The sequence below is a fragment of the Flavobacterium eburneipallidum genome (genome assembly GCF_027111355.2).
Classification (GTDB): Bacteria; Bacteroidota; Bacteroidia; order Flavobacteriales; family Flavobacteriaceae; genus Flavobacterium; species Flavobacterium eburneipallidum.
Window position 1 is genome coordinate 1,645,412 of record NZ_CP114291.2, and the last position, 25,451, is coordinate 1,670,862.

A 25,451-nucleotide genomic window follows, 5' to 3' on the forward strand; every position below is an offset into this window, starting at 1 on the left:
TGAAGTAGAATTATTCTTCTTTAAGAGTTTTGTAGATTATAGTATATTTTTCATCATAATTGATAATCATTTTAGCAACTTCAGAATCTGTTAAATTGATTTTAGATACGATGTATATGTATTTCAGGTTTTTGTAATTTGAAAAATTAGATAAATCAATTTTTTTGGTTGTATCTACTATTTTGATATTAATCAACTCAATATCATTAATTAATAATGCTGAATTGTTTGCATCTTTTATAGAATTGATTTCGGTATAGAGCGTGTTTGGTTTATCTCCATAGATTTCAATTTTACCCGACAAATAATAAATAGACGGTTGCAAATCATAAATTAAATGCTCTAAACTTTCACCACTACTTTGATTATTAGATTTCAAAGTATTGATATAAGCGTTTAATTCTTTAACTGCAGGAGCAGTAGATTGATTTTGTGCAAAAATGCAGTTGCAAAAAAGAAATAAAACCAACAAAAGAATTATGTTTTTGTTTGGCGTTGCTAGGCAATTTACCCATGATGATGGAGTAGGTACAAGTTTTTTCATAATTTGGGGCATTTTTTAATTATCGAATTTTCGAAAATTAAGATATTTGGATAGGCTAAATTAACTACATACATATTATTTGATGTTTTAATTCTGTCAATTACCTGAAAAATCGTTGAAATACCTCTTTTAAGACCTTAAATTTTTGATTAAGAACCTTTTTTGTTAACAATCATTTTTAAAGAGTCATTTTATTAAAATTCAACTTGATTATAGAAATAAGAGACGTTTTTTATTATTAATTAATATTATTTTCTTCCAAAATTTAGAATAAAAGTAAACAAATAAGTTTTAAAATATCGATAAAATGCAAAAAAACACTGTTTAAGTGCATGTTTTTTGTATTTTGAAATATTATTATTACAAAATAAAAAACAAAATGATTGTTCATTTTTGAATGTTAAAGAAATTAACAGTAAAGGTTAGTACTTAATTTCTCTTTTTGATCACAATAAAAACGGTTTGTAAGTTTTAATGCTTTTTAAATACAATAAACATTACAAATTTAATTTCAAGTTAATTAAGTATTTGTAGAAAAAAAATTAATGTGATGTAGAATTGTTTCTACAAAAATTATAGAAAAAAGCAAGTCTTTGAATTAATCTACTAAATTAAATCAACAAGCAAGCTTTAAAAAAAAGCAATCAAGTTTTACTCGAACGAAGATGAAAATGAAATAATTTGAATACATTAAAATAAAATTTGTAATTTGTAAACTCATTGGAAAAATATAAATTTCAATTATCAAATTAATTTGGATATGAAAAATCTAATTCTGATTCGACACGCAAAATCTAGTTGGGAAGCACCGCTGAAAGACATTGATAGACCATTGATTCAAAGAGGTATTAGCGATGCACATTTAGTAGCCTCAAGTTGTATCAAATTTTTGCCATCTACTTTTGTTATTTGGTCTAGTCCAGCAAAAAGAGCTTCAGAAACGGCACTTATTTTTGCACAAAATATTTTGTACCCTATAGAAAGTATCGTTTTTAAAGATGAACTTTATACTTTTGATCAAAAACAACTCGAGAACGTTATTAAATCATTTAATAATACTTTCGAAAATGTTATTCTTTTTGGACATAATGGTGCGATTACAGATTTTGTTAATAAATTTGGAGACATAAACATTGATAATGTTCCTACATCTGGATTTGTTTCATTAGAATTTGATACTGATAAGTGGGAAAAAATAGAACAAGGAAAAACAAAACACACACTCTTCCCTAAAAAAATAAAATAAAAGTGCACAAATACAAATATATAGACAGAGAAAAAAGTTGGTTAACTTTCAACGCAAGAGTATTACAAGAAGCAGCAGATGATTCAGTTCCATTACTAGACAGATTACGTTTTTTAGGAATTTTTTCCAATAATTTAGACGAGTTTTTTAGAGTTCGATTTGCAGCTATCAGACGATTGAGCTTGTCTGGAATCTCTGGTGAGAAATTTTTAGGAGGAATATCAGCTCAACAATCAGTCAAAGATATTACCAAAATTGTTATTCAACAACAATCCGAAAGCTTACGAATTTTAAATAGTATTGAGGAAAAATTAGAAACTGAAAATATTTTCATGGTACATGAAAACGATTTATCTAGAGATCAAGAAATATTTTTGAAAGACTTTTTTATCCAAAAAGTAAGTCCCGAATTAGTGACCATTATATTGAATGATTTAGCTGAATTTCCAGTGTTGAAAGATACTGTAGGGTATTTAGCTATAAAATTAGTAATGAAGAAAAATGCCGAAGTTCGATATGCTATCATAGAAATTCCTAACAGAATCAATCGATTTGTAGTGTTGCCACCACAAGATAACAAACAATATGTTATTCTTATTGATGACGTAATTAGATATAATTTGAGTAGTATTTTTAATATTTTCGACTACGAAAGTGTATCGGCACACATGATCAAAATTACTCGCGATGCCCAGTTGGATATTGATAGTGATTTGAGCAAAAGTATGTTAGAAAAAATAGCAACAAGTGTAAAAGACAGGAGAATAGGAGAACCAGTACGTTTTATTTACGACCAATTAATCAGTGAAGACACTCTTCGGTTTTTTCTTGATAAGTTAGATATTGTTTCTACAGATAGTATAATTCCTGGAGGGCGCTATCACAACAGACGTGATTATATGAATTTTCCAAATCTAGGAAGATTTGATTTATTATATCAAACTAATTTGCCATTGCCTATCCCAGGGTTGAGTCTTGAGGGAAGTTTACTTGAAAAAATTAGTCAAAAAGATTATTTGCTCAATGCTCCTTATCAATCTTTTTCCTATCTCACTAAATTTTTAAGAGAAGCAGCTTTAGATCCTAAAGTAACTACTATAAAAATAACGTTGTACCGATTGGCTAAAAATTCACAAATCATAAGCTCTTTAATAAATGCTGCTAAAAACGGAAAGAAAGTAACAGTTCAAATAGAATTGCAAGCCCGTTTTGACGAAGCCTCAAATATATCCTATTCCGAACAAATGCAAACCGAAGGTATTAATCTTATATTTGGAATAAAAGGATTGAAAGTACACAGCAAAGTATGTGTTATCGAAAGGATGGAAGGAGATAAAATCAAACGATACGGATTCATATCTACAGGAAATTTTAACGAGCAAACCGCAAAAATTTATACCGATGTTACTTTGTTTACTTCTCATCAACAAATATTAAAAGATGTTAGTAAGATTTTTGAGTTTTTTGACATCAATTACCGATTGTATAGATACAAACATCTTATTGTTTCGCCACACTACACTCGTTCGAGATTTAATAAATTAATAGATAGAGAAATAGCACATGCACAAGAAGGTAGAGAAACCTGTATGAAGCTAAAAATGAATAGTTTGTCAGATTTTGAAATGATTGATAAATTATATGCTGCTAGTAATGCAGGAGTAAAAATACAATTAGAAATTAGAGGAATTTGTTCATTAATCCCAGGAATTCCTGGAATGAGTGAAAATATTGAGGCCATAAGTATAGTAGATAATTATCTAGAACATTCCAGATTATACATCTTTGGTAATGCTGGAGATCCAGAGGTTTTTATCTCATCAGCTGATTTTATGACTCGAAATTTGGATGCAAGAGTAGAGGTAACCTGTCCGATTTATGATCCAGAAATCAAAAATGAACTAATTGATAACTTCGACTTGGGATGGAAAGGAAATGTAAAAGCACGTTATCATTCTGAAAACTTGGATAATAAATACCGCATTCGCAAAGAAAATGAAACTGTTTTTAGAGCACAGTTAGAAACTTATAAATATTATCAAAATAAAGTCGTTGAATTGGCAAATATTGAATAAATTTAATGCCCTATAAAGTATAAAAAAATTAATGAATTTAAAACAAGAAGTACTCAATATAAAAAAATACGCCGCAATTGACATTGGATCCAATGCGATGCGATTACTCGTGACTAATATCGTTGAACAAGATGGAAAAGAATCTCAATTTAACAAAAGCTCCTTGGTTCGTGTACCTATTCGTTTAGGACAAGATTCTTTTACTGTTGGCGAAATTTCCGAAGAAAACATAGCAAGAATGGTCGATGCCATGACAGCATTCCGACTTTTGATGAAGGTACACAAAGTCGAAAAGTATTTGGCATTTGCAACATCAGCGATGAGAGAAGCCTATAATGGCAAAGAAGTTGTCGAGATTATCAAAGAACAAGCAGGAATTAATATAGATATTATTGACGGCAAAAAAGAAGCGGTTATTATTGCTTCAACTGATTTGCATCATCTTTTAAAATCTGATAAAACCTATCTTTATGTGGATGTTGGTGGTGGTAGTACTGAATTTTCACTTTTTTCTAACGGAAAAATTGTCGTTTCCAAATCATTTAAGGCGGGAACTGTTCGCCTTTTGAACGAAATGGTAAGGGATGTTTTATGGCAAGAAATGGAAAAATGGATTAGAGCCAATACCCAAGATTATGACGAGGTAACACTCATCGGTTCAGGTGGAAATATCAATAAATTGTTCAAAATGTCTGGGAAAATGCAAGACAAACCCTTGTCTTACATCTTTTTAAATTCGCAACATTCTTTATTGAATTCGATGACTTACGAACAAAGAATTTCAGAATTAGGACTGAATCCTGATCGTGCCGACGTAATTATTCCAGCTATCCAAATTTATCTTAATGCCATGAAATGGAGTGGCGCCAGAAATATTTATGTTCCTAAAATAGGACTTTCAGACGGTATCGTCAAAGCAATGTATTACGGGAAGATTTAAGAAAATTTAAAATAAAACACTGTAAATTCACAAATTTCAATGAGAAAAATAATTTGCGAATTTGCGGTGATTTTTTTTGTATAAAAGAGAGAAAGTCTAAATATCCAAATCGAATGTCTTTTTCAATAACTCTAAATTGGGATTAATTTCATTGAGTCTGTTGAATTTGTCCAAGGTTGTAAAAGCAAATTTTTTCTCAATACTTTCATTCACAATAATTTTGATACTAATATCGTGATTGTGTAAATGACCTCTCAAATAGCCCAAAAGTCCATTCAATTCGGATTCAAAATCCATTTTAGAGCCCGTGTTGGGTAATTCATGAATGATGGTTGTACCTTCTAATTTGGGATCACTTATTCGCAAAAGTGATTCCATTATTTTGTGTCCTTTATCACCCAAACGCTCGGCATATTTGTTCCAAAACAACAACATATCGGTTTCGTTAAAAGATTCCGTAGGAAGATGAACCGTTTCTTTTACAATTCCTTTAGTACTTTCTTGTAATTCTCTTTTCGCTCGAATACTCGAAAGCGACAAAGCCGAAAGTTTAGGGCCTTCGGAAATATTTGGTGTTTGAGGTTTAGGAATTTCAGGAGTTTCAGGAGTTGCTACTATCTCGGAATTATTAATTACTTCTGATTTTAATTCTGTTTTCTGCAAACTGTTTTCTGCAGTCTGCGTTCTGCTAACTGAAACAGCTTCGACAATAGAATAATCAGTTTTCCTAAAATAAGTAGGTGGAATTATAAATTTGTCAACTTTTTTTTTTCTCCATCAAAATTGATAGAGGCTAGTTGCATCAAGCAAAGTTCGACAAGTAGTCGCTGATTTTGACTAACTTTGTATTTCAAATCGCAGTCGTTAGCAATCTCAATTCCTTTTAATAAAAACTCTTGAGAAGCTTTTTGACATTGAATAGCATACAATTTTTGAGCTTGTTCACCTACTTCCAACAAAGATAAAGTGGCAGGTGTTTTGGAAACCAATAAATCCCTGAAATGTGAAGCCAAACCCGATACAAAATGATGTGAATCAAATCCTTTTGCCAAAATTTCATTGAAAGCTACCAATAATTCTGGAATTTTGTTTTCCAAAATCAAATCGGTAACGGTAATGTAAGTTTCATAATCCAGCACATTTAGGTTTTCGGTAACTGCCTGACGGGTTAAGTTAGTACCACAATACGAAACTACTCGGTCAAAAATAGACAAAGCATCACGCATGGCACCATCCGCTTTTTGAGCAATAATGTGCAAGGCATCGTCTTCGAAAATGACACCTTGACTGGTTGCCACTTCGGCAAGATGTTCTTTGGCATCTTTTACGGTAATTCTTTTGAAATCAAATATCTGGCAACGAGAAAGTATCGTTGGAATAATTTTGTGTTTCTCGGTCGTAGCCAATATGAAAATGGCGTGTTTTGGTGGCTCTTCTAACGTTTTCAAGAAAGCGTTGAAAGCTGCCGAAGACAACATGTGAACCTCATCAATGATGTAAACTTTGAATTGTCCGGTTTGTGGCGGGATTCGAACTTGATCAATCAAATTACGAATATCATCTACTGAATTGTTGGAAGCAGCATCCAATTCGAAAACATTGAAAGCAAAATCTTCGTTTGGATCATCATAACCAGGCTGATTGATTTTACGAGCCAGAATTCTAGCGCAAGTCGTTTTTCCTACACCACGAGGTCCAGTAAATAATAATGCGGAAGCCAAGTGATTGCTTTCTATGGCGTGCAACAAAGTGCTGGTAATGGCTTTTTGTCCCACAACATCGTTAAATGTTTGTGGACGGTATTTACGAGCCGATACTACAAATTGTTCCATAGATTTTTATTGGTTAGCAAATATAAGATTTTTGTTGATTTTTCTATTGGCTTAACTATTTATTTGAAGAAAATCTTTTTCTAGCAGTAATTATTTACTTCTTAACTGCTTCTACCAATTCTAATTCATCCAAACTTACTTTTGATGTAAACAAACCGTAATTCACTACTGCTTTATTTTTTTCAATTTTATCAATGCTTCCCACCGCTTTTCCGTCTAGCATTCGCACTCTGTCTCCAATTTTTAAAATAGGTTTTGGTTTTTCAATAACAGGTTTGAGTTTCTTTTCTTTCTTTTCGATTCTAATTTCCTCAACCTGAACTTCAACTTCTTTGATGACTTCTTTTTTCTTTTCTACAATTGCTTTGGCTTCTTTTGGCGTGGCTTTTATGCGTTTAGAATTTTCGATTTCGACGATTTTCAAAAATTCCCCAATAAGGTTTTTTTTGTTTTTATTATTGAAATATTTCTCGGCAATATCTTCTATTTTTTGTCCAATGTAAATTGTTTTTTGGTTGCTATCATACAATTCTTGATAGCTTTCCAGTTTTTGCTTGATTTTCACGTTGATGTTTTCCATTTTTTTGCTTTCTTCACGCGCTCGGGTTTCTTCTTCTTTCAAATTGATAGAAGTTTTTTCCAGTTTGGAACGTTCTTTTTGAAGTGTAGCAATAGTTTTATCAAAACGCACTTTTCCTACTTCGATTTTCTTTTTTGCCCGATTGATTAACCCATACGGAATTCCGTTTTTCAAAGCGACTTCAAAAGTAAAGGAACTTCCAGCTTGCCCTAAAACCAATTTGTACATCGGTTCCAAGGTTTTTTCATCAAACAACATATTGGCATTCATAGCAAAAGGCAATTCGTTAGCCAGAATTTTAAGGTTAGAATAATGGGTGGTTATAATTCCAAAAGCTTCCCTATGGTAGAATTCTTCCAAGAAAATTTCTGCCAAAGCACCACCCAATTCAGGATCAGAACCGGTACCAAATTCATCAATTAAGAACATGGTTTTTCTGTTGCATTTCTTCAAGAAATAATTCATGTTTTTGAGTCGGTAGCTATAAGTACTCAAATGATTTTCAATAGATTGATTGTCGCCAATGTCTGTTAGGATTCTATCAAATAAAAAAGTTTCGCTACGTTCGTGAACAGGGATTAACATTCCAGATTGCAACATTAATTGCAATAATCCAACGGTTTTTAGTGATATGGTTTTTCCTCCAGCATTGGGGCCAGAAATCACGATAATTCGGTTTTCTTGATTTAATTCAATAGTTTGCGGATGCGTAATTTCGTTTTTCTGTATGTTGTTCAAATACAAAATAGGGTGGAAAGCCTCTCTGAAATACAATCTTCGTTCGTCGGTAATTGTTGGCAAAATTCCATTGATTTTATTGGCATATTTTGCTTTTCCAGCCACCACATCAATGTCACTCAAGAAATCCTGATATTGAATCAGTAAAGGTAAAAACGGACGAATCTGATTGGATAATTGTTTCAGAATTCGGGTGATTTCTTCTTTTTCTTCGTATTCTAAAACGCTTAATTCACGTGAATATTTCAAGGTTAATTCGGGTTCGATATAGGCGATACTTCCTGTTTTAGAACTACCTAAAATAGTTCCTTTCACTTTACGACGATACATGGCCAAAACTGCCAGAACCCTACGATTTTGAACAAAACTTTCCTTAATATCATCTAAATAACCAAGGGAATTGTATTGTGTTAAGGCAACACCAAAACTCTGATTTACTTTACCTCGAACCAGATTCATGTCCCTACGAATATTTAATAAATCAGGAGAAGCATTGTCTTTAATCTCGCCGTATTTATCTACAACCAAGTCAATCACATTGCTGATTTCTTTGGTAATTTGAACTTCGGAAGCTTTTCTATTCAAATACGGATAATAATCGTCAAACTTTTTGAAGTAATTCAATAAGAAATTTGTGGTGTCTGAAATGGTAGCAATTTTTCTGAAACTGCCTACTTCAAGGAAACTATCTTCAATTCCAAGAAATTTGATTTCATAAGTAATAGCATCAAATCCGTGATTGGGAATCGCATTGTTATTTTGGAAAGATGAAACATATTCAGAGGTTTGCATCAAGGCATTCATCAAAGTTTCTTTGTCTCTAAAAGGCGTGATTTCTAGTGCTTTTTGCTTGCCAATATCGGTATTGCAAATGGCTGAAATGGTTTCGAGAACGGTTGGAAATTGTAAGTCTTGAAGCGTTTTTTCGGTAATGGATATCATTTATTGAATTCTTTTCAGTACAAAAATAAGATTATTTCAAAGAGAAACATAATGTTATTTCACAGAGATTCACAAAGGTGAAAACGCAAAGGCACACAAGATTTTTGAAATGTTTTTTTGTGGATCTCTGTGAAATCTTCGTGTATCTTTGTGTAATAATATTTTAAATATGCAACCCACCTTCAATCCTTCTTGGCAATTTATTTTAGCAGACGAAATTCAGAAACCTTATTTTTCGGATTTGATAAAGTCTGTCGATGAAGAATACCAAAATCATAGTTGTTTTCCACCAAAAGAATTATTGTTTGCTGCTTTTGATTATTGTTCGTTCGATGATTTGAAAGTGGTAATTATTGGGCAAGATCCGTATCATGGATTCAATGAAGCAAACGGTTTGTGTTTTTCGGTGAATGATGGAATCAAAATTCCACCTTCGTTGCGCAATATTTTCAGGGAAATGAATGAAGATTTAGGAACGATTTTCTTTCCCACTTCAGGCAATTTAGAACGTTGGGCAAAACAAGGAATTTTACTTTTAAATGCTTCACTTTCTGTTCGAATGGATAGTCCTAATAGTCACAAACACTTGAAATGGGGCACTTTTACTGATGCCGTAATTCAGAAAATTTCAGAAGAAAAGGAAAATATAGTTTTCTTAATTTGGGGAAGTTTCGCTCAAAAGAAAGGCGCAAAAATTGACAGAAGCAAACATTTGGTTTTAGAATCAGGACATCCATCGCCAATGAGTGCCAATCAAGGAAAATGGTTTGGTAACAAGCATTTTAGTCAAACAAATCGGTATTTAAAATCAAAAGGGAAGAATGAAATAGAGTGGTGAAATTGAAGTTATTTTGATTTTTTAATTTCTTTTTCCTCTTTTGGCTTTACAATTTTCTTGTATAGTGGCACAAAATAAGTTACCGTATAGTTAAATCCAGCTCCAAAATTTCCAGCATACGTTCGGTTGAAACCCGGAATATAGAGATTTTCAAAATTTCCACTTGGTTTTTTGTCATAGAGCAAAGTATTCATTCGCAGACTGAAACCTACAAATATATTGTTATAGACTTTTACTTTAACTCCAGCAACGACTTCAATCCAACCTGCACTTAAACCACTATATTTTTCTCCAGAATCTTTCCAAGGAAGTTCGCCCCAATATTGATTGGGATTGTAAACTTTATAACTGTTTAATTCTTGACTAAAAGTGCTAAAACCACCACGCAATCCAATGGAAATAATATTCTCCATATCCAGCCAGTTGTCATAAAAATTATAATCAAAACCTGCTTTTAGATAAGTTCCTTTGGTAGTTGTATTGAGTCGGTCGTCCTCGGTGGTTTTGTTTTCGCTTCCGAGTTCGGCGGCTAGAAAATATTTTTTGGTCAATCGGTAATCGCCTACTAATTCGATTCCTTTGTAATTGCTGTCATATAAACCACGAGTTAATTTATATAAATCAACGCCTACACGTACTCCGTAACGATCTTTTTTTACGGGAACTATGGTGTCTTTTACAGTCGAAGGTTTTGCTTCAGCAGTTTTTGGAGCTACAGGAATTTCGCCTACAATTTTCTTTTTTTGGGGTAAATCATTCTTTGGAACAGTATCTTGCGCTTGTGCTAATGACAACGACAACAGTCCAAAACTAAAAAAATACTTTAATGTGTGTCTCATTTTCGTTATCGATATTGTTTTTTTGGACTTGAATGTTTTGCATCCATTTAGGTTTTGTAGCAGGAACGGGAGTTTGTACGATTTTGTTGGTTTCGGCAAAATCAAAAACGATTTTAAATCCACAAGCTCTTGAAATAAAAACATCTTTTCTAGTGTAATTGAATGTGATTTTATCAGTGTCAATTAATGCAGGATTTGCATTCCCAGAGTTGAGGATAAAGCTATAAGTGGTAGCATCTGCATCTGTTTTTAACGGAATAGAAATAGAAGTTCCACTGGTCAAATATTTTTCGTCATCTGTAGCTGTGTTAAAGATGATGCCTTCTGTCATTCCTTCGCCAATTACTTTCAAATCGGTTACATTTTTTAAAACGGTAGGATTATTAAAATCGTAAAATTCAATGACCAGTCTTGGAGTAGTGGGCGTATTGGCATCACAAATGTCGTCTTTCTCACAACTGGAGAATGAAAAGGAAAATGCGGTTATCAATAAAAAGGCAACTATTTTTTTCATAAACAATGTGTTCAGTGTTCAGTGTTCAGTGTTCAGTGCATACTGATTACTGAACACTGCCGACTATTTATCTTCTTTCCAAAAGTACAACATTTTCTACGTGATGTGTTTGCGGAAACATATCCACTGGACGCACACGAGTAACCTTGTATTTTTCGTCCATCAAAGCCAAATCTCTGGCTTGTGTAGCCGAGTTACAACTCACATAAACTACTTTTTCTGGTTCAATTTTCAAAATTTGTTCGATAACATCTTTGTGCATTCCGTCTCTTGGCGGATCGGTAATAATAACGTCAGGTTTGCCGTGTTGGGCAATGAAACTTTCGTTGAAAACTACTTTCATGTCACCTACATAGAACTCACAATTCGTAATATTGTTGCGATCCGCATTGGCTTTGGCATCCATAATCGCTTCAGGAACGCTTTCTACACCAATGACTTTCTTTGCTTTTTTCGAAACGAATTGAGCAATGGTTCCAGTTCCGGTATACAAATCATAAACTGTTTCTTCTCCGGTTAATCCAGCAAAATCACGAGTAATTTTGTATAGTTCGTAAGCCTGATCCGAATTGGTTTGGTAAAAAGATTTGGCATTAATACTGAATTTCAAACCTTCCATTTCCTCCAAAATGTAATCTCTACCTTTATATAATTTGATGTTGGTATCGTATAAAGTATCATTTGCTTTGTTGTTGATTACATATTGCAACGAAGTAATTTGCGGAAATTTTTCGTAAATATAATCCAAAAGCAATTCTCTGTTGGCTTTATCATTTTCGAAAAACTGTACCAAAACCATGATTTCTCCTGTCGAAGCGGTTCGCATCATCAAGGTTCTTAACAAACCTTCGTGCGCTCTTGGATTGAAAAAAGTTAGATTATTTGCATTGGCGAAAGCCCTGATTTCATTACGAATCTGGTTGGAAGGATCTTCCTGTAAATGACATTTGTTGATGTCCAGAATTTTGTCCCACATTTTTGGGATGTGAAAACCTAGCGCATTTCTGTTTCCTAAATCTTCGGTACTACCAATTTCCTGTTCGGTTAACCAACGGCTGTTCGAAAACGAAAATTCCATTTTGTTTCTGTAAAAAAACTGTTTTTCAGAACCTAAAATGGGTTCAAATTCAGGAAGTTCTATTTTTCCAATGCGTTGCAAATGACTTTGCACTTCATTTTGCTTGTAAAATAACTGCTGATTGTAATTCATATTCTGCCATTTGCAACCGCCACAAACACCAAAATGTTCGCAAATCGGGTCGATTCTGTGTTCGGAATATTCGTGAAATTTCACTGCTTTTCCTTCGTAATAGGCTTTACGTTTTTTGAAAGTTTGCACATCTACCAAATCGCCAGGAACGACATTAGGGATAAAAATTACTTTACCATCTGGAGCTTTTGCTACCGAAACGCCTTTTGCACCTGCATCAAGGACTTTTATATGATCAAAAACGATCTTGTCTGTATTTTTCTTTGCCATGGCGCAAAAATAAGTCTTTGAATGGTTTTATAAATTCAAATTGGGAAATATTTTTAATAAGTTCTCGTTTATTTTAGATAAAAGGGATTTTTTGTAGCTGACCAAATTCTTTTTTTAACTACTTGTTCTGTTAGATAAATGTTATTATTTGAAGCTTTTTTACCGTCTCTTCGAGTGATTTTGAATAGTAATGCGACAGCTTTACTATTCAAAATTGTATCGAGAAGCCTTTTTAAATAGGAAGTTCTCGATACATTTTATTTAAAAAAGCTATCGCATTTTTCAATAAAACACTCGAACAGACGTGGACGAATGTCAGGCAGGGAATATATCTACTACGATATTTATTTTCAATAATTTTATCGAACAACAATGTTATTAAATGTATTTTTGTCGAGGTTGAATAGCCATTTTTTAATAAATAAAAAAATCAAAATGAAGTTTAGTTTTTTTAAAATAGTAATATTTCTTCTTGTTTTTCAGACAGTTTTTTCGCAAAACGATTTCAATAAATTAGACGAAAAAGGCAAGAAACACGGACTTTGGAAAGGTTTTTACACTGATACCAAAAACCAAAAATACGAAGGCACTTTCGAGCACGGAAAAGAAATTGGTGTTTTTAATTTCTTTGATAATACCAAAACCAAAAGAGTTATTGCCACTCGAGAATTTAACCCCACAGACAATTCGGCTTATACGATTATGTATGACCAAATGAAGAATAAAGTCAGTGAAGGCAAGGTGGTCAATAAGTTATCCGAAGGAAAATGGATTTACTATCACAAAGCATCTTTGGTTATTATGTCAACTGAAAATTACAGCAAAGGAAAACTAGAAGGTTTGCGTTCTGTTTTTTACCCAAACGGAAAAATTGCCGAAGAAACACTGTATAAAAACAATCTCAAAAACGGAATTTACAAACGCTATACCGAATCTGGAATCATCATCGAAGAATCCAATTACAAGAACAATGAATACGATGGTTTAGCCATTTTTAGAGATCCAGACGATGGAACGATTGTTTCTAAAGGGAAATTTGTCAATGGAAAGAAAACGGGGATTTGGCAGTTTTTTGCAAAAGGAAAATTGGTAAAGGAAGAGAATATGAGTTTGCAGAAGAAGATAGAGAAAGTTGGTAAATAATAAGTTTATTCAAATGATAACATCTAGAGTGCGTAGTAAAGTCAATAGACTTTTTTTGATCATTTTTATAATGCTAAATGTTGTTGCGTTTTTCCATGCTTATAAATTTACTCACTTCACAGAGAATAATTCTGAAAAAACTAAAAGCCCAGAAAAATTATCGACAATTGAAAAAGTGAAGACTTTGTTTTTTGGAGTAAATAACCCAAAACCTAAAAACGTTAAATTTCCAACTCAAATATATGAAATCGTAAAACTGAAAAGTAATAAAGAAATTGAGTGTTGGTTAATAAAAAACAAAAAGCCAAAAGGTACAATTGTATTATTCCATGGTTATGGCGGAGAAAAATCTTCAATGATTAGTAAGTCTGATGAATTCATAAAAAAAGGTTTTAATACTATGCTTGTAGATTTTATGGGAAGCGGAAATTCCGAAGGAAATCAAACTACTATTGGTTATAAAGAAGCTGAACAAGTGAAAACAGTATTTGATTATTTAACTAAAGCTGGAGAAAAAAACATTTATTTGTTTGGTACATCAATGGGTTCGGTAGCAATAATGAAATGTATTAATGATAATAAAATAATTCCAAAAGCAATAATCATTGAATGTCCATTTGGTTCTATGTATAAAACGGTTTGTGCAAGATTTGATAATATGAATGCACCATCTTTTCCAATGGCTGGAATTTTATTATTTTGGGGTGGTATACAGAATGGATTTTGGGGTTTTAGTCACAATCCAACTCAATATGCTAAAAATATAAATTGTCCTACTTTATTACTTTACGGAGAAAAAGATAAAAATGTAAGTCGAAAAGAAATCAATGAAATTTATTCTAATTTGAAAGGAATCAAAAAACTAAATGTTTACAAAAATACTGGACACGAAAACTATTTGATAAAAAATAAAATAGAGTGGAATAAAAATATAATTGAATTTTTGAAGGTTATTAATTGAAGCAAAATATAGACCTTTTTAAATTTTGACTGAAAAAATATTATCCCCTTTCCAACAAAACTTCCCAACAAAAGGTTAATCCTATATTAACCACCAATCCTTCCGTAAATCTTTGTAACTTTGCCACCTTGTAAAATTATAATTATTTCAAAATGAAACGTGTAGTTGTTGGGCTTTCAGGTGGTGTAGATTCGAGTGTTGCGGCTTATTTGTTGCAGCAGCAAGGCTATGAAGTTATTGGGCTTTTTATGAAAAATTGGCATGACGACTCGGTTACGATTTCTAATGATTGTCCGTGGCTTGAGGATAGCAATGATGCCTTATTGGTTGCCGAAAAATTGGGTATTCCTTTCCAAACGGTTGATTTAAGCGAAGAATACAAAGAAAAAATCGTGGACTATATGTTCAACGAATACGAAAAAGGGCGCACTCCAAACCCTGATGTGCTATGCAATCGCGAAATAAAATTCGATGTTTTCATGAAAATTGCTTTAAGTCTTGGTGCCGATTATGTGGCAACAGGTCATTATTGCCGAAAAGGAGAAACCGAAGTCAATGGCGAAAAAGTCTATCAACTTTTGGCTGGAGCCGATAACAATAAAGACCAATCGTATTTTTTATGTCAATTATCGCAAGAGCAATTGGCAAAATCTTTGTTCCCAATTGGCGAATTAACCAAACCTGAAGTGCGTGAAATTGCTGCCGAAATGGATTTGGTTACTGCAGAAAAGAAAGATTCACAAGGGTTGTGTTTCATTGGAAAAGTAAGATTACCCGAGTTTTTACAACAAAAATTGCAACCCAAAGATGGATTGATTTATCAAATTGATAAAAATAATCCCGTTTATACTTTAGAAAAACAAACCAATCTTTCAGTAGAAGATTCGTTAGCTTTTGATGCCCAAAAAATAGACTACACTCCACAAATGGGAAAAGTGGTGGGCAAACATCAAGGCGCACATTATTTCACAACCGGACAACGCAAAGGTTTGAATGTTGGCGGAACAACCGATCCGTTGTTTATCATTGCAACTAATGTGGAAACCAATTCGATTTACACAGGATTAACGAGTCAACATCCGGGATTGTTCAGAAAAGCGTTGTTCATCGAAAAATCGGAAGTACATTGGATTCGTCCCGATTTGGCTATTGCCAATGGCGAAACGATGGAAGTAATGGCAAGAATTCGGTACCGTCAGCCTTTACAAAAAGCGACTTTACACCAATTCGAAAATGGGATGTATGTGGCTTTTGAAGAACCACAATCGGCAATCACCGAAGGGCAGTTCGTAGCTTGGTATTTGGACGATGAATTAGTTGGTTCGGGAGTTATTTCCTAAATTGGTCTTTTATTTCAAAAAAAGTATATGAGAAAAATAGTTGTTTTCCTGTTTTTAGTTTCCAGTTTTGTTGGCTTTTCGCAAGAAGATGCTTGGGTATATTTTAAAGACAAACCCGATTCGGCTACTTATTTGGCTAATCCATTGACGATGCTTTCGCAAAGAGCTTTGGACAGAAGGACTCAACAAAATATTGCTTTGGATACTAAAGACGTACCTATTTATCAACCCTATATTAATCAAATTGCTACTGCAACAGGAATCACAATAAAAGCCAAATCCAAATGGTTCAATTGTGTTCACGTTCGTGGTTTGCAAGCCGATATTATTGCGCTAAAATTATTGTCTTTTGTAGATAAAGTGGACTTTGCAAATCGTTCCATCAATGCTAATAAAACCAGTAGTCCAAAATATAAAACCAAACCAATAAATAAAGAAGTTAAAACTACAACTACTTTTAGCTACGGCAATTCAGCCAATCAAATTCAAATGCTCAACGGACATTTGTTGCACCAATCCAATTATACAGGAGCTGGAAAAATAATAGCTGTAATGGACGGTGGATTTCCTGGAGTAAATACAGCTGCGTCTTTTTCGAGATTGAGAGCTAATAATCAAATTCTGGGTGGTTATGATTATGTGAATAGAAATACTGATTTTTACACTGGTATTCCTCACGGAACATCCGTGCTTTCCTTGATGGGCGGTTTTGTTGATAATATGCTGGTAGGTACTGCTCCAGATGCTTCTTATTATTTATTTATTACAGAAGACAGCACAAAAGAAGAGCCATTAGAAATGTCCAACTGGGTAGAAGCGGCAGAAGAGGCTGACCGATTAGGAGTGGATATTATTACGACTTCATTAGGTTATACTCAATTTGATAATTCCAACTATGATTTTACTTATAATGATATGAATGGTTCGACGACTTTTATTTCTAAAGGATTGGATATTGCTTCCAGCCGTGGAATGGTTTGTGTAGTTTCGGCAGGTAACGAAGGCAATCAACCTTGGTATTATATTTCTGCACCAGCAGATGCTGTCAACGCATTAACCATTGGAGCTGTAAAATCGGATGAGTCTTATGCTAGTTTCAGTTCGGTGGGACCAACATTTGACGGAAGAATAAAACCAGATGTTACCGCTCAAGGACAGACACCCTTTGTGTCAGATGCTAACGGAAACATTAACGACACAGGAAGTGGAACCTCTTATTCGGCACCTCTTATTGCAGGAATGGTAGCTTGTTTGTGGCAGGCATTGCCAACCAAAACCAATCAGCAAATCAAACAATTAATCACACAATCGGCAGATAAATTTACCGCTCCAACCGCACAATTTGGATACGGAATTCCCGATTTTAGTTTAGCTGTAGCCAATGGATTAGCCGTTACTGATTTTGAAAAGAATGAATTTTTACTGTATCCAAATCCTACTAAAGATATTGTCTCGATAGCTTTGGCTAATGGATTCGACAAAGGAACTATTGCGTTTTATACCGTTTTAGGACAAAAAGTTTTAGAACAAAACATTACTAATTCCTCTTCGGTTGTTTCTTTGAAAACCTTAAATGCAGGAACTTACTTTTATAAAATAGAATCGAATGGAATTTCTAAAAGTGGTAAGATTGTAAAACAATAATTTTAGTACATTTGAAAACCACTAATTTCATATTGGAATGACAAAAATAAAAATATTCATTGTACTAACTTTCTTGGTTTTGGGACTGAATCAATCATATAGCCAAACCTATAAATTCAAAACATCGGGTTACAGTGTGATGCTGAAAGATCAAAAAAACAAATGGGGCAAATGGTCAGATTTGGATTTAGTTAATATATTAGTCACTTTGGATACTAATAAAAGTAGAATTACAGTCTATTCCGAGGTGATTCAATTGTTTGAAATCATTGATTATATTCCTTTTGAAGAAAATAAAACCGATGGAGTGTATTCATTTACCTGCAAGGACAATAACGGCGAAGATTGTACACTTTCAATTATTATCAGAAAAAAACAAGACAATAGAAAACAACTCTACATCAATTACGACAATCGGATGATAGTGTATAATATATCTAATTATCATTCATAATACACAAATAAAAGTCGCTCGAGAGCGACTTTTTTGTTGAATATTGGCTTTAAGATTAATTATCAGTCAGTGTTTTCATAAACAAAATAATATCTTTTTTTTCTCTTTCGGTCAATTTGAGATTATCAAAAGGTAGGGTTTGAAATTCCAATTGCATTCCAATACCATTTCCGCCACCTAGCTCATAAAACTTGACTACATCTTCCAAGTTGTTATAAATTCCATTGTGCATATAAGGAGCCGTTTTTTCTACATTTCGAATTGTTGGTGTTTTGAAAGAAAACCTAAATTGTTCGATTTGATTGGTATTGTATCTTCCTAAATCCGAATCAACAACAGCATTTTTCCATTTATTCGATTTAGGAACTCCAATTACTTCCGATTCGGAATTGTTGTACCAAGGTGGAACAGTTCCGTTATAGAGTGGAATAAAATGACAAGAAGCACATTTGGCTTTACCTGCAAATAAATTGAATCCGTTTTCTTCTCCTTTTGTTAAAGCAACTTTGCCTTTGAAATAGGTATCAATTTTGGCATTAAAAGGCATCAAACTTCTGACGTAGCTGGCAATGGCGTTTCTGATTTCGAATGGTGTAATCTCTTTTTTATCTGGAAAAGCCTTGGCAAGCAATGATTTGTAGGCTTCTTGTTGGGTTATTCTGGTTGTGATTTCTTGTGTCGAAAGATTGAATTCATTCGGGTTTTTCATGACTTCTTCAATTTGATTTTCTAAATCTTGGGAACGCAAATCAAAGAAAAAAGATTTTTGAAACGCAGCATACATCAACGTTGGCGAATTTCTTGAAGTAGATTGATTGTGTACTTTGATGGTCGAAAACTGAAGCCCATCGGTAAAACCTTTGTCGGCATTATGACAACTGGCACAACTGATAGTGTTGTTTTTCGAAAGATTTTTATCGTTGAAAAATTGTTTTCCTAAAGCTATTTTTTCGGCATTCGCTTTAGAATCGGCAAATGGCGAAAAAGCATCAGGATTCAATCCTTTGCCTTGCATCAAATCCGATAATGTACCTTTGAATGGTTTTATGCCTGTTGGACTATCTTTCAAATAGTCTTTAAAAGCAATTTCTAATTCCACACTCAAAGGCATCAAATAATCTTTGATGAAAACTAATCGATTAAAGCTATTGAAATCCTTGTTCTTATTTAGATACCCTTTGCTTTTGGATAAGATTTGGATGAATTTTTTCTTGTTTTTAACTTCATTTTTTTTGCAAAAAAATGTAAAATACTGTTGAATTCCCTCTAATGAATTATTGGTTTCTTGAATAGAAAGAAAAGCTACTGGCGAATCGAAACCCGTGATTCCCATTGTGGCAGTTCTAATAATTTGATGTTGTAACAATTCATGCAAATGATGATTTTGAATGGGGAAATCCTTCAAATTGTTTTTCACAAAAAGCAAATCGGTTTTTAGGATTTCAATATCCGATTTCAACTTGGTTAGGTCTAATTTTTCATCAGAGAAAATCACTTCTTCAATCACTTGAAAACCTGTTGGATCATTTACTACATTATCGTCAATTTTTACATCGGGTAGAGCGGGACCATTAATTCGTCGGCTAAATCCTTGAAAATAATACTCTACAAAAGGTTCAGTTTTTTTGTAAATAGCTCTGCATTTGGGAAATTGGATTTTTGCAGCCTCTTTTTGTGTAGATTTTGACAACTGAATCAAAGCCGTGTTCAAGGAATCTATTTGTTGATTGACCGTTGTTTTCAGTATGTCTTCAAGAGTCAATGTTTCTTCTTTATTGGAACAAGAAAAAAGACTAATTGCAATTAGTAAAAAAAAGTATTGAAATAGCTTCATTGTTTTTAATGAATAAACACCTTATCAATAAAACTGATAAGGTGTTTGTTAAAAAATATTTTAAGAAAAAGATTTATCTTGGAACGTTTTTTAAGATAACTGTTTGTCCACCAGATTTGTAAGATTGTATAGAAGTTGCTTTACTCGGATTTAAAAATTTATCGCCATCTACCCAAGTGTGTGCGTGAATGTTTAATAAGAATGTGCCTGGAACTCCAACGTTATCTGATATATCAGTCATTGCTCCAAATTCCCAAGCGCCTTTTTTGGTTAGGTTAGCGTTTCCTGTTGGGTTGTATTTGGTGTTTTGAATATCAGCATCATTATTTTTCATATTTATGAATGGTTTTTTTGCACCCGTTGCAATGTTGTATTGCCAAATGTAAGAATCGTGAGTAGCTTCAGGGAAGAAAGAATCGCCATCTTCTTGGATATATACATAGTTTTCGGTCACACAAACGTTATCAGGATTGATAATGTCTTTTCCTTTTACGTTTTCTCCTGTTGCAGTAACATCACCATCAGCTACAATTTTTAATTTTCCAACTAATGGATTAGCAGCGTCCAATTTTAATTGATACATTCTACCCATATAGGTTTTTTCAGTAGTTCCGCTTATTCCTGTTGCAACAAAATAGATTTCTCTGTTATTTGCAGCTGAACCTTTTCTATAATCTAGATCTTCAACTCTTGCGAATTGAATTGATTTTAAAGTAGAGTTTAGGTTTTCAATTTCAGTACCAGTAAGATTTTTAGCGTTTGGAACTTCTACGAACTCTACGTCGTATGTGTTGTTCCAAGTCATTGCAGTTTCAATTTGGTTCAAATCTTTTCTTCTTAACGCATACAATTTTCCGTTTTCTAAATCGCCAACAGTGTTAGAAACATACAAATAAACTTGACCATTTCCAGCATCTTCACCAACAATAACTACCGTTTTTCCAGGATAAGCATTTTTGTGTAGGGGTACATAATTTTCGGCACTCATTTTTCCCATTGCAGGTTTAGTTCTGCTGTTTACAGAAGGAGTTGCAGTAGCAATTGGATCAATTGCGTGACACATAGCATTAACGTTAGACTCTCCAGCAGTCAAGAACATTGGACCAAATCCGTGTTCCGCTGGTGTAGCCATTGTAGCAGAACAAAGTCTGAAACCACCACCATCAGTGTTTACTACATATTCTCCTTTTGTAATGTTTAGTTTTTTGTCTAAATATAATCTTGATACAGCCCAAGTATTTTCGTGATTATTCAACATAATAAATCCACTTCCATCAGGATTGTCAATAAAACCTTGACCGTCTGGAGCACCACCATAAACCATATTTCCAGAGTTTGGAATGGCATCTTCACTACTTACAAGAGTAAAAATTTCTACTCCAGCAAATTCTGTAAATGTTTTGGCTAGGGCAGGAGTAACAGAACGATTCTTAAATTCTGCTGTTGAAGCGTTTTTTTTGTCATGGTCATTTTCACACGATAAAATCGATAAACCAACCGCTAGTAAGCTAAAAAAATAATACTTTTTCATTTTTGTTTTTTTTAATGTTTTTTGCAGGACAAACATAATTTTAAGTTTTTTTTAAGTGATTTTTTTAATGTCACTAATTGTTTATTTAAAGGTTATGGGATTTTTTGAAAGTTAATTTAGGGTTAAAAAAAAAGTCGCCCGAGAGCGACTTTTTCTATAATGATATGAATTTAGTACTAAAATTTGTTTTCTACTTCGGCAGCTTCTAGCATTAGATAATGTAAATCGGTATTTTTGATAAATGGTTTTAGCAAATGACTTCCTGTTCCAAACATGGCTAATTCCGTATAATCAGCAGAGTGATCCATGCTAATCCAACCCACTGAATTGTATTGTTTTTGAATTTCAGCTAATTTTTTGAAAGGCAAATGTTTAGGATTATACAGTCCATCTTCCATCTTGATGTTTGAATAAAAGCTTAAAATGTCTTTTGCTTCCTCATCTTTTAAAACATAATTATTGGCATATTCTACACGTTCTATAACTTGAGCAACAGAAGTTTCTTTGCCTATACCATTTAGAATCCAATCGTTGGTTTGTTTGTATTTTTGAATGGAATCAAAATTGACATTGGTTTCTTTGCCATAAATAATACCCGGATTAGCATTACCGTGATCTGTGGTAATAATGACTAAAGTGTTTTTGTCTTTTTCAGCAAAATCAATAGCGACTTTCACGGCTTCGTCATGAGCGACTTGATCGTATAGTAATCCTGCAATGTCATTGCCATGAGCCGCCCAATCCACTTTTCCAGCTTCAACTTGCAATACAAAGCCTTTTGGATGATTTTTCATTTTATCGATAGCTCGTTGAGTCATTTCTGCCAAAGTTGGAATTTTTTCGGTAAGTTCTTTACTGCTTTCTCTGTCTTTGGAATAAGGAAGACCATCGTCATAAAACACGCCTAAAATAGGTTTGCTATTATCGGCTGCAAGCATTTCGCTTTTTGTTTTGACTACATGAAATCCTTTTTTTGAAAATTCTTGGTACATATTACGTTTGTCTTTGCGACTTTCAGCTGCAAAATAATTATTGCCACCACCCATCATGATGTCAAATTTCAAATCAAGGTACATTTCGGCGATAGACTCTTGACTGTTTCTACTCTTGGATGCAATACAAAAACCAGCTGGAGTTGCATGAGTTATAGGTACTGTAGTTACACAACCAGCCATTTTTCCAGCTTTTTTGAATTTTTGCCAAATCGGTAAATATTCTTCACCATTCACTCCAACATTTAACGCTCCATTATTCACGCGAAATCCACTTCCCCAAGACGAACTGGCGGCAGCAGAATCGGTAACGATTGACGATGCCGAAGCCATATCCATCAAAGCTCTAGTAACACGATTGTCTTTATACAATTGTATCCAGTTACTACCTTTTCCTGTTTTACGATTCAAATATATGTCAGCCATGTTGAGTGTTCCAATGCTCATTCCATCACTAACTATTACAATGATATTTTTTGCTTTGCTATTTTTTTTTATGGAATCTAAATCCAAACTTTTTGCAGTACCTTCAAAAGGATTTAGTAGTGAGGCACCGAGTGTAAAAAGTGATCCGTTTCTTAAGAATTTTCTTCTTTCCATATTTTGTGTTTTTACGGTATTGATATTTCTTCAAAAGTATGAAAACTTATGTGTTTAGAATGTTAACTAAAAGTAATTTATTTAATAAAGGTCATAATAGAAAAGCTAGTAGGGTCGCTTTAATGACTCAATAATTTTAATTAGTTAGATGAGAGTCTAGTAATTAAAAATCAATATTATTGGTTTTTTAAAAAGATCTGAATGATAATCCTAATTTGTTTAGTCAATTAATTGTTTAAAATATTTTTTTTATAGTTAATTTATATATAGTACTTTAGTGAAATGGTAACAAGAAAAATACTGTTTATTTTAAATAGTTTTTCAAGTAAACTAAATTGTCAAATTTATAAATTGAGGTATGTTTACAGTAAAAGTTTCTGAAGCAATTATAGCACATTGTATCAACCAAATTGAGCATTACAATTTTGGTCAAAGATGTACCGCAAATGGAAACAAAGACCAACAACTAACGGGTATTATTGGTCAAACTGTAGTAATGGATTTGTTCGGTTTTAATTATATCAACGGTGCTGAAGGTTTTGATGATGGAATTGATTTTATTTTCAATTCTAAAAAAATAGATGTCAAAACCATGGGAAGAACAACCGACGTTCGATTGACTTACACCAATAATTTTTTGAAATTACAAGATTATTTGCAAACCGAAATTTATATTTTTTGTAGTTATAATAAAATAAAAAAAGAAGTTACCGTTTGCGGTTGGATTGCAAAAGAAGACTTCGTTTCCAAAAGAAAATATTTTCCCAAAGGCAGCATTCGCATTCGATCGGATGGAACTAATTTTCCCACTTTTAGTGATTTGTATGAAATAGATAATATCGATCTGAATCCTGTTACCAGTATTGACGATTTGAAAAATCAATTGAATTTCTTGTAGTTGTTTTAATTTTTATCAACCACAGGACGGTTTTCTCTATTGGCTAATTCCCAAACAATAGCAAAAGCTAGTTGCGTTCTTTTCGTTAACGCATCAAATTCAATTTTATCCATATCGTCTGTAGTTTTATGATAATCAGCATGAACTCCTGTAAAAAGAAAAACGGATGGTATTCCATTTTTGGCAAAATTGTAATGATCGGAGCGATAGTAAAATCGGTTAGGATCAGTTTTGTTATTGTATCTGTAGTCTAAAAATAGGTTCACATACTTTTTGTTGGCGACTTCGCAACTGTTGTGTAAATCTGTCGAAAGAAAATCAGAACCGATAATATAGGTATAATTACTAGAATCGTTATGCAATTCGTCGTGGCGACCAATCATATCAATATTCACATTAGCAACAGTATTGGTTAATGGAAATAATGGATTTTCAGTATAATAACTGGAACCAAAAAGGCCGTGTTCTTCGGCAGTAACATGAAGAAATAAAATAGAACGTTTTGGCTTGTAGCCTTCTTTTTTTGCTTTTGCAAAAGCTTGAGCAATTTCTAACAGGGCTACAGTTCCCGATCCATCATCATCAGCACCATTATATATTTCGCCGTTTTTTACCCCTACATGATCGTAATGAGCCGAAATTACAATGACTTCATTGGGTTTTTCAGAACCTTCGATATAAGCCCAAATATTTTCAGAATCAGGCAAATTGCGATTACTGTCTGTATTCAAGAAAGCTGCAGGAACTTTTTGGTAATAATCTGTTGCTCCTTTTGGAAAAGAAATAGCATTAGATTGATATTGATTAATTAAATATTTACCCGCCTTTTTTTGCCCTGCAGAACCTGTTTCTCGACCTTCCATTTCATCCGATGCTACAATAGTGAGGTGTGTTTTTAAATCAGCAGCAGTAATAGTTTTGAGGTATTTGGTAGCATCTATTGCGCTGTCTTTTGGCATTTGGCTAGAACAACTCCACAAGAGTACCACAAGAAAACCTATAAGTGTTATTTTTTTCATTTTTCAGAATGTATAAATGTTATTACTACAAATTGAGTTTTACCCGTTGGGTGTAATTCAAAATTTTTGATTTTTAAACACATAGAAACATAGATTTTGTAAATTTTGAAAGGCGTTTCACTTTATTAAAGAAAAACATAGCTATGTGAACACAAGACCCGAGCGATAGCGAATAGGCGAAGCAATTGGGCTATAAAACTCTTTTTTTCTATGATTCTATGTGTTTAAATTTTATATCTTTTTGAAATTCTTTTATTTTTAATAATTACACCCAACGGGTTGAGTTTTATCTTTTGGTATTATATTCAGGAATGATTAAAATTATCCTGCCGAATGCATTCTAAAAGATTAATTCACACAAATATCAGAAATAAAACAAAATAGTTAGTTGTAAATGACCGTTTTTATGCTAGTTTGTATGAAAAGTAAAGTTGAAAATGAGTACTTTTGAGGTTTAAAATCCATCG

21 protein-coding genes are annotated in these 25,451 nt (G+C 33.1%); 10 read left to right on the forward strand and 11 right to left on the reverse strand.

The genetic code is table 11. The annotated features are described in order from the left end of the window. Positions 1 to 10: 10 nt before the first annotated feature. The gene (locus OZP15_RS06830; protein ID WP_269227707.1) at positions 11 to 544 is read right to left on the reverse strand and encodes a hypothetical protein; all 534 of its coding nucleotides are present in this window, start codon (positions 542 to 544) and stop codon (positions 11 to 13) included. Between the two features lie 760 nt (positions 545 to 1,304). Here OZP15_RS06830 and OZP15_RS06835 point away from each other — a divergent pair. From OZP15_RS06835 to OZP15_RS06845, 3 genes are read left to right on the forward strand one after another with little or no spacing between them, the layout of a single operon-like run. Next, on the forward strand, positions 1,305 to 1,790 hold the full coding sequence (locus tag OZP15_RS06835; protein WP_269227708.1) for a SixA phosphatase family protein: 486 nt from the start codon (positions 1,305 to 1,307) through the stop codon (positions 1,788 to 1,790). Positions 1,791 to 1,792: 2 nt separating this feature from the next. Beyond that, positions 1,793 to 3,865 carry a polyphosphate kinase 1 gene (gene ppk1, locus OZP15_RS06840; RefSeq protein WP_281337354.1) on the forward strand — a complete coding sequence of 691 codons (2,073 nt, stop codon included), beginning with the start codon at positions 1,793 to 1,795 and terminating at the stop codon, positions 3,863 to 3,865. A 31-nt stretch (positions 3,866 to 3,896) separates the two neighbouring features. Then, positions 3,897 to 4,805, forward strand: coding sequence for a Ppx/GppA phosphatase family protein (locus tag OZP15_RS06845; RefSeq protein WP_269227709.1), 909 nt, complete (start codon positions 3,897 to 3,899; stop codon positions 4,803 to 4,805). Between the two features lie 96 nt (positions 4,806 to 4,901). Here OZP15_RS06845 and OZP15_RS06850 read toward each other — a convergent pair whose 3' ends face one another. The 3 genes from OZP15_RS06850 to OZP15_RS06860 form a co-directional block, all read right to left on the reverse strand. Beyond that, complete coding sequence (locus tag OZP15_RS06850) at positions 4,902 to 5,468, reverse strand: DNA polymerase III subunit gamma/tau (RefSeq protein ID WP_281337355.1); 567 nt, start codon at positions 5,466 to 5,468, stop codon at positions 4,902 to 4,904. Positions 5,469 to 5,551: 83 nt separating this feature from the next. Beyond that, positions 5,552 to 6,637 carry a DNA polymerase III subunit gamma/tau gene (dnaX, locus tag OZP15_RS06855; protein WP_281337356.1) on the reverse strand — a complete coding sequence of 362 codons (1,086 nt, stop codon included), beginning with the start codon at positions 6,635 to 6,637 and terminating at the stop codon, positions 5,552 to 5,554. 94 nt (positions 6,638 to 6,731) lie between these two features. Continuing rightward, positions 6,732 to 8,897 carry an endonuclease MutS2 gene (locus OZP15_RS06860; RefSeq protein ID WP_281337357.1) on the reverse strand — a complete coding sequence of 722 codons (2,166 nt, stop codon included), beginning with the start codon at positions 8,895 to 8,897 and terminating at the stop codon, positions 6,732 to 6,734. 169 nt (positions 8,898 to 9,066) lie between these two features. Between OZP15_RS06860 and ung the strand changes: the two genes are divergently transcribed. Beyond that, entirely contained in the window at positions 9,067 to 9,735 is a 669-nt protein-coding gene (ung, locus tag OZP15_RS06865; RefSeq protein WP_281337358.1) for a uracil-DNA glycosylase, read from the forward strand. A gap of 8 nt (positions 9,736 to 9,743) precedes the next feature. Here ung and OZP15_RS06870 read toward each other — a convergent pair whose 3' ends face one another. The 3 genes from OZP15_RS06870 to rlmD form a co-directional block, all read right to left on the reverse strand. Then, positions 9,744 to 10,574 carry a DUF6048 family protein gene (locus OZP15_RS06870; protein ID WP_281337359.1) on the reverse strand — a complete coding sequence of 277 codons (831 nt, stop codon included), beginning with the start codon at positions 10,572 to 10,574 and terminating at the stop codon, positions 9,744 to 9,746. Next, entirely contained in the window at positions 10,546 to 11,088 is a 543-nt protein-coding gene (locus tag OZP15_RS06875; protein ID WP_281337360.1) for a DUF6452 family protein, read from the reverse strand. The genes OZP15_RS06870 and OZP15_RS06875 overlap by 29 nt, the downstream gene beginning before the upstream one ends. Positions 11,089 to 11,155: 67 nt before the next feature. Beyond that, positions 11,156 to 12,568: a 23S rRNA (uracil(1939)-C(5))-methyltransferase RlmD gene (rlmD, locus tag OZP15_RS06880; RefSeq protein ID WP_269227712.1), complete on the reverse strand. Its 1,413-nt coding sequence runs from the start codon at positions 12,566 to 12,568 to the stop codon at positions 11,156 to 11,158. Between the two features lie 435 nt (positions 12,569 to 13,003). On the opposite strand from rlmD, the gene OZP15_RS06885 reads away from it, so the two are divergent. From OZP15_RS06885 to OZP15_RS06905, 5 genes are all read left to right on the forward strand, one after another. Beyond that, entirely contained in the window at positions 13,004 to 13,711 is a 708-nt protein-coding gene (locus tag OZP15_RS06885) for a toxin-antitoxin system YwqK family antitoxin (RefSeq protein ID WP_281337361.1), read from the forward strand. 13 nt (positions 13,712 to 13,724) lie between these two features. Then, complete coding sequence (locus OZP15_RS06890; RefSeq protein WP_281337362.1) at positions 13,725 to 14,672, forward strand: alpha/beta hydrolase; 948 nt, start codon at positions 13,725 to 13,727, stop codon at positions 14,670 to 14,672. Positions 14,673 to 14,824: 152 nt separating this feature from the next. Next, complete coding sequence (gene mnmA, locus OZP15_RS06895) at positions 14,825 to 16,012, forward strand: tRNA 2-thiouridine(34) synthase MnmA (RefSeq protein ID WP_281337363.1); 1,188 nt, start codon at positions 14,825 to 14,827, stop codon at positions 16,010 to 16,012. Positions 16,013 to 16,039: 27 nt separating this feature from the next. Next, entirely contained in the window at positions 16,040 to 17,656 is a 1,617-nt protein-coding gene (locus tag OZP15_RS06900; RefSeq protein WP_269227714.1) for a S8 family serine peptidase, read from the forward strand. Positions 17,657 to 17,693: 37 nt separating this feature from the next. After that, complete coding sequence (locus tag OZP15_RS06905) at positions 17,694 to 18,110, forward strand: hypothetical protein (protein WP_281337364.1); 417 nt, start codon at positions 17,694 to 17,696, stop codon at positions 18,108 to 18,110. Between the two features lie 55 nt (positions 18,111 to 18,165). Here the strand turns inward: OZP15_RS06905 and OZP15_RS06910 are convergent, their stop codons facing one another. The 3 genes from OZP15_RS06910 to OZP15_RS06920 all read right to left on the reverse strand — a co-directional run bounded on the left by OZP15_RS06910 (position 18,166) and on the right by OZP15_RS06920 (position 23,067). Then, positions 18,166 to 19,944 (reverse strand): cytochrome c peroxidase, encoded by a 1,779-nt coding sequence (locus OZP15_RS06910; protein WP_281337365.1) that lies wholly within the window; start codon positions 19,942 to 19,944, stop codon positions 18,166 to 18,168. A 73-nt stretch (positions 19,945 to 20,017) separates the two neighbouring features. Further along, positions 20,018 to 21,475: a PhoX family protein gene (locus tag OZP15_RS06915; RefSeq protein WP_281337366.1), complete on the reverse strand. Its 1,458-nt coding sequence runs from the start codon at positions 21,473 to 21,475 to the stop codon at positions 20,018 to 20,020. Positions 21,476 to 21,651: 176 nt separating this feature from the next. After that, positions 21,652 to 23,067 (reverse strand): alkaline phosphatase, encoded by a 1,416-nt coding sequence (locus tag OZP15_RS06920; protein ID WP_281337367.1) that lies wholly within the window; start codon positions 23,065 to 23,067, stop codon positions 21,652 to 21,654. 358 nt (positions 23,068 to 23,425) lie between these two features. On the opposite strand from OZP15_RS06920, the gene OZP15_RS06925 reads away from it, so the two are divergent. After that, the gene (locus OZP15_RS06925; protein ID WP_269227721.1) at positions 23,426 to 23,965 is read left to right on the forward strand and encodes a hypothetical protein; all 540 of its coding nucleotides are present in this window, start codon (positions 23,426 to 23,428) and stop codon (positions 23,963 to 23,965) included. Between the two features lie 5 nt (positions 23,966 to 23,970). Here the strand turns inward: OZP15_RS06925 and OZP15_RS06930 are convergent, their stop codons facing one another. Beyond that, positions 23,971 to 24,984 carry a M28 family metallopeptidase gene (locus OZP15_RS06930; protein ID WP_281337368.1) on the reverse strand — a complete coding sequence of 338 codons (1,014 nt, stop codon included), beginning with the start codon at positions 24,982 to 24,984 and terminating at the stop codon, positions 23,971 to 23,973. Positions 24,985 to 25,451 lie beyond the last annotated feature (467 nt).

Bases quoted from the DNA above. Each gene is read 5' to 3' on its own strand.
- OZP15_RS06905 (WP_281337364.1), top strand. From the start codon at position 17,694: ATGACAAAAATAAAAATATTCATTGTACTAACTTTCTTGGTTTTGGGA.
- dnaX (WP_281337356.1), bottom strand. From the start codon at position 6,637: ATGGAACAATTTGTAGTATCGGCTCGTAAATACCGTCCACAAACATTT.
- OZP15_RS06910 (WP_281337365.1), bottom strand. From the start codon at position 19,944: ATGAAGCTATTTCAATACTTTTTTTTACTAATTGCAATTAGTCTTTTT.
- OZP15_RS06915 (WP_281337366.1), bottom strand. From the start codon at position 21,475: ATGAAAAAGTATTATTTTTTTAGCTTACTAGCGGTTGGTTTATCGATT.
- OZP15_RS06845 (WP_269227709.1), top strand. From the start codon at position 3,897: ATGAATTTAAAACAAGAAGTACTCAATATAAAAAAATACGCCGCAATT.
- rlmD (WP_269227712.1), bottom strand. From the start codon at position 12,568: ATGGCAAAGAAAAATACAGACAAGATCGTTTTTGATCATATAAAAGTC.
- OZP15_RS06920 (WP_281337367.1), bottom strand. From the start codon at position 23,067: ATGGAAAGAAGAAAATTCTTAAGAAACGGATCACTTTTTACACTCGGT.
- mnmA (WP_281337363.1), top strand. From the start codon at position 14,825: ATGAAACGTGTAGTTGTTGGGCTTTCAGGTGGTGTAGATTCGAGTGTT.
- OZP15_RS06870 (WP_281337359.1), bottom strand. From the start codon at position 10,574: ATGAGACACACATTAAAGTATTTTTTTAGTTTTGGACTGTTGTCGTTG.
- OZP15_RS06830 (WP_269227707.1), bottom strand. From the start codon at position 544: ATGAAAAAACTTGTACCTACTCCATCATCATGGGTAAATTGCCTAGCA.
- OZP15_RS06930 (WP_281337368.1), bottom strand. From the start codon at position 24,984: ATGAAAAAAATAACACTTATAGGTTTTCTTGTGGTACTCTTGTGGAGT.
- OZP15_RS06860 (WP_281337357.1), bottom strand. From the start codon at position 8,897: ATGATATCCATTACCGAAAAAACGCTTCAAGACTTACAATTTCCAACC.
- OZP15_RS06885 (WP_281337361.1), top strand. From the start codon at position 13,004: ATGAAGTTTAGTTTTTTTAAAATAGTAATATTTCTTCTTGTTTTTCAG.
- OZP15_RS06900 (WP_269227714.1), top strand. From the start codon at position 16,040: ATGAGAAAAATAGTTGTTTTCCTGTTTTTAGTTTCCAGTTTTGTTGGC.
- OZP15_RS06875 (WP_281337360.1), bottom strand. From the start codon at position 11,088: ATGAAAAAAATAGTTGCCTTTTTATTGATAACCGCATTTTCCTTTTCA.
- OZP15_RS06925 (WP_269227721.1), top strand. From the start codon at position 23,426: ATGTTTACAGTAAAAGTTTCTGAAGCAATTATAGCACATTGTATCAAC.
- OZP15_RS06835 (WP_269227708.1), top strand. From the start codon at position 1,305: ATGAAAAATCTAATTCTGATTCGACACGCAAAATCTAGTTGGGAAGCA.
- OZP15_RS06890 (WP_281337362.1), top strand. From the start codon at position 13,725: ATGATAACATCTAGAGTGCGTAGTAAAGTCAATAGACTTTTTTTGATC.
- ung (WP_281337358.1), top strand. From the start codon at position 9,067: ATGCAACCCACCTTCAATCCTTCTTGGCAATTTATTTTAGCAGACGAA.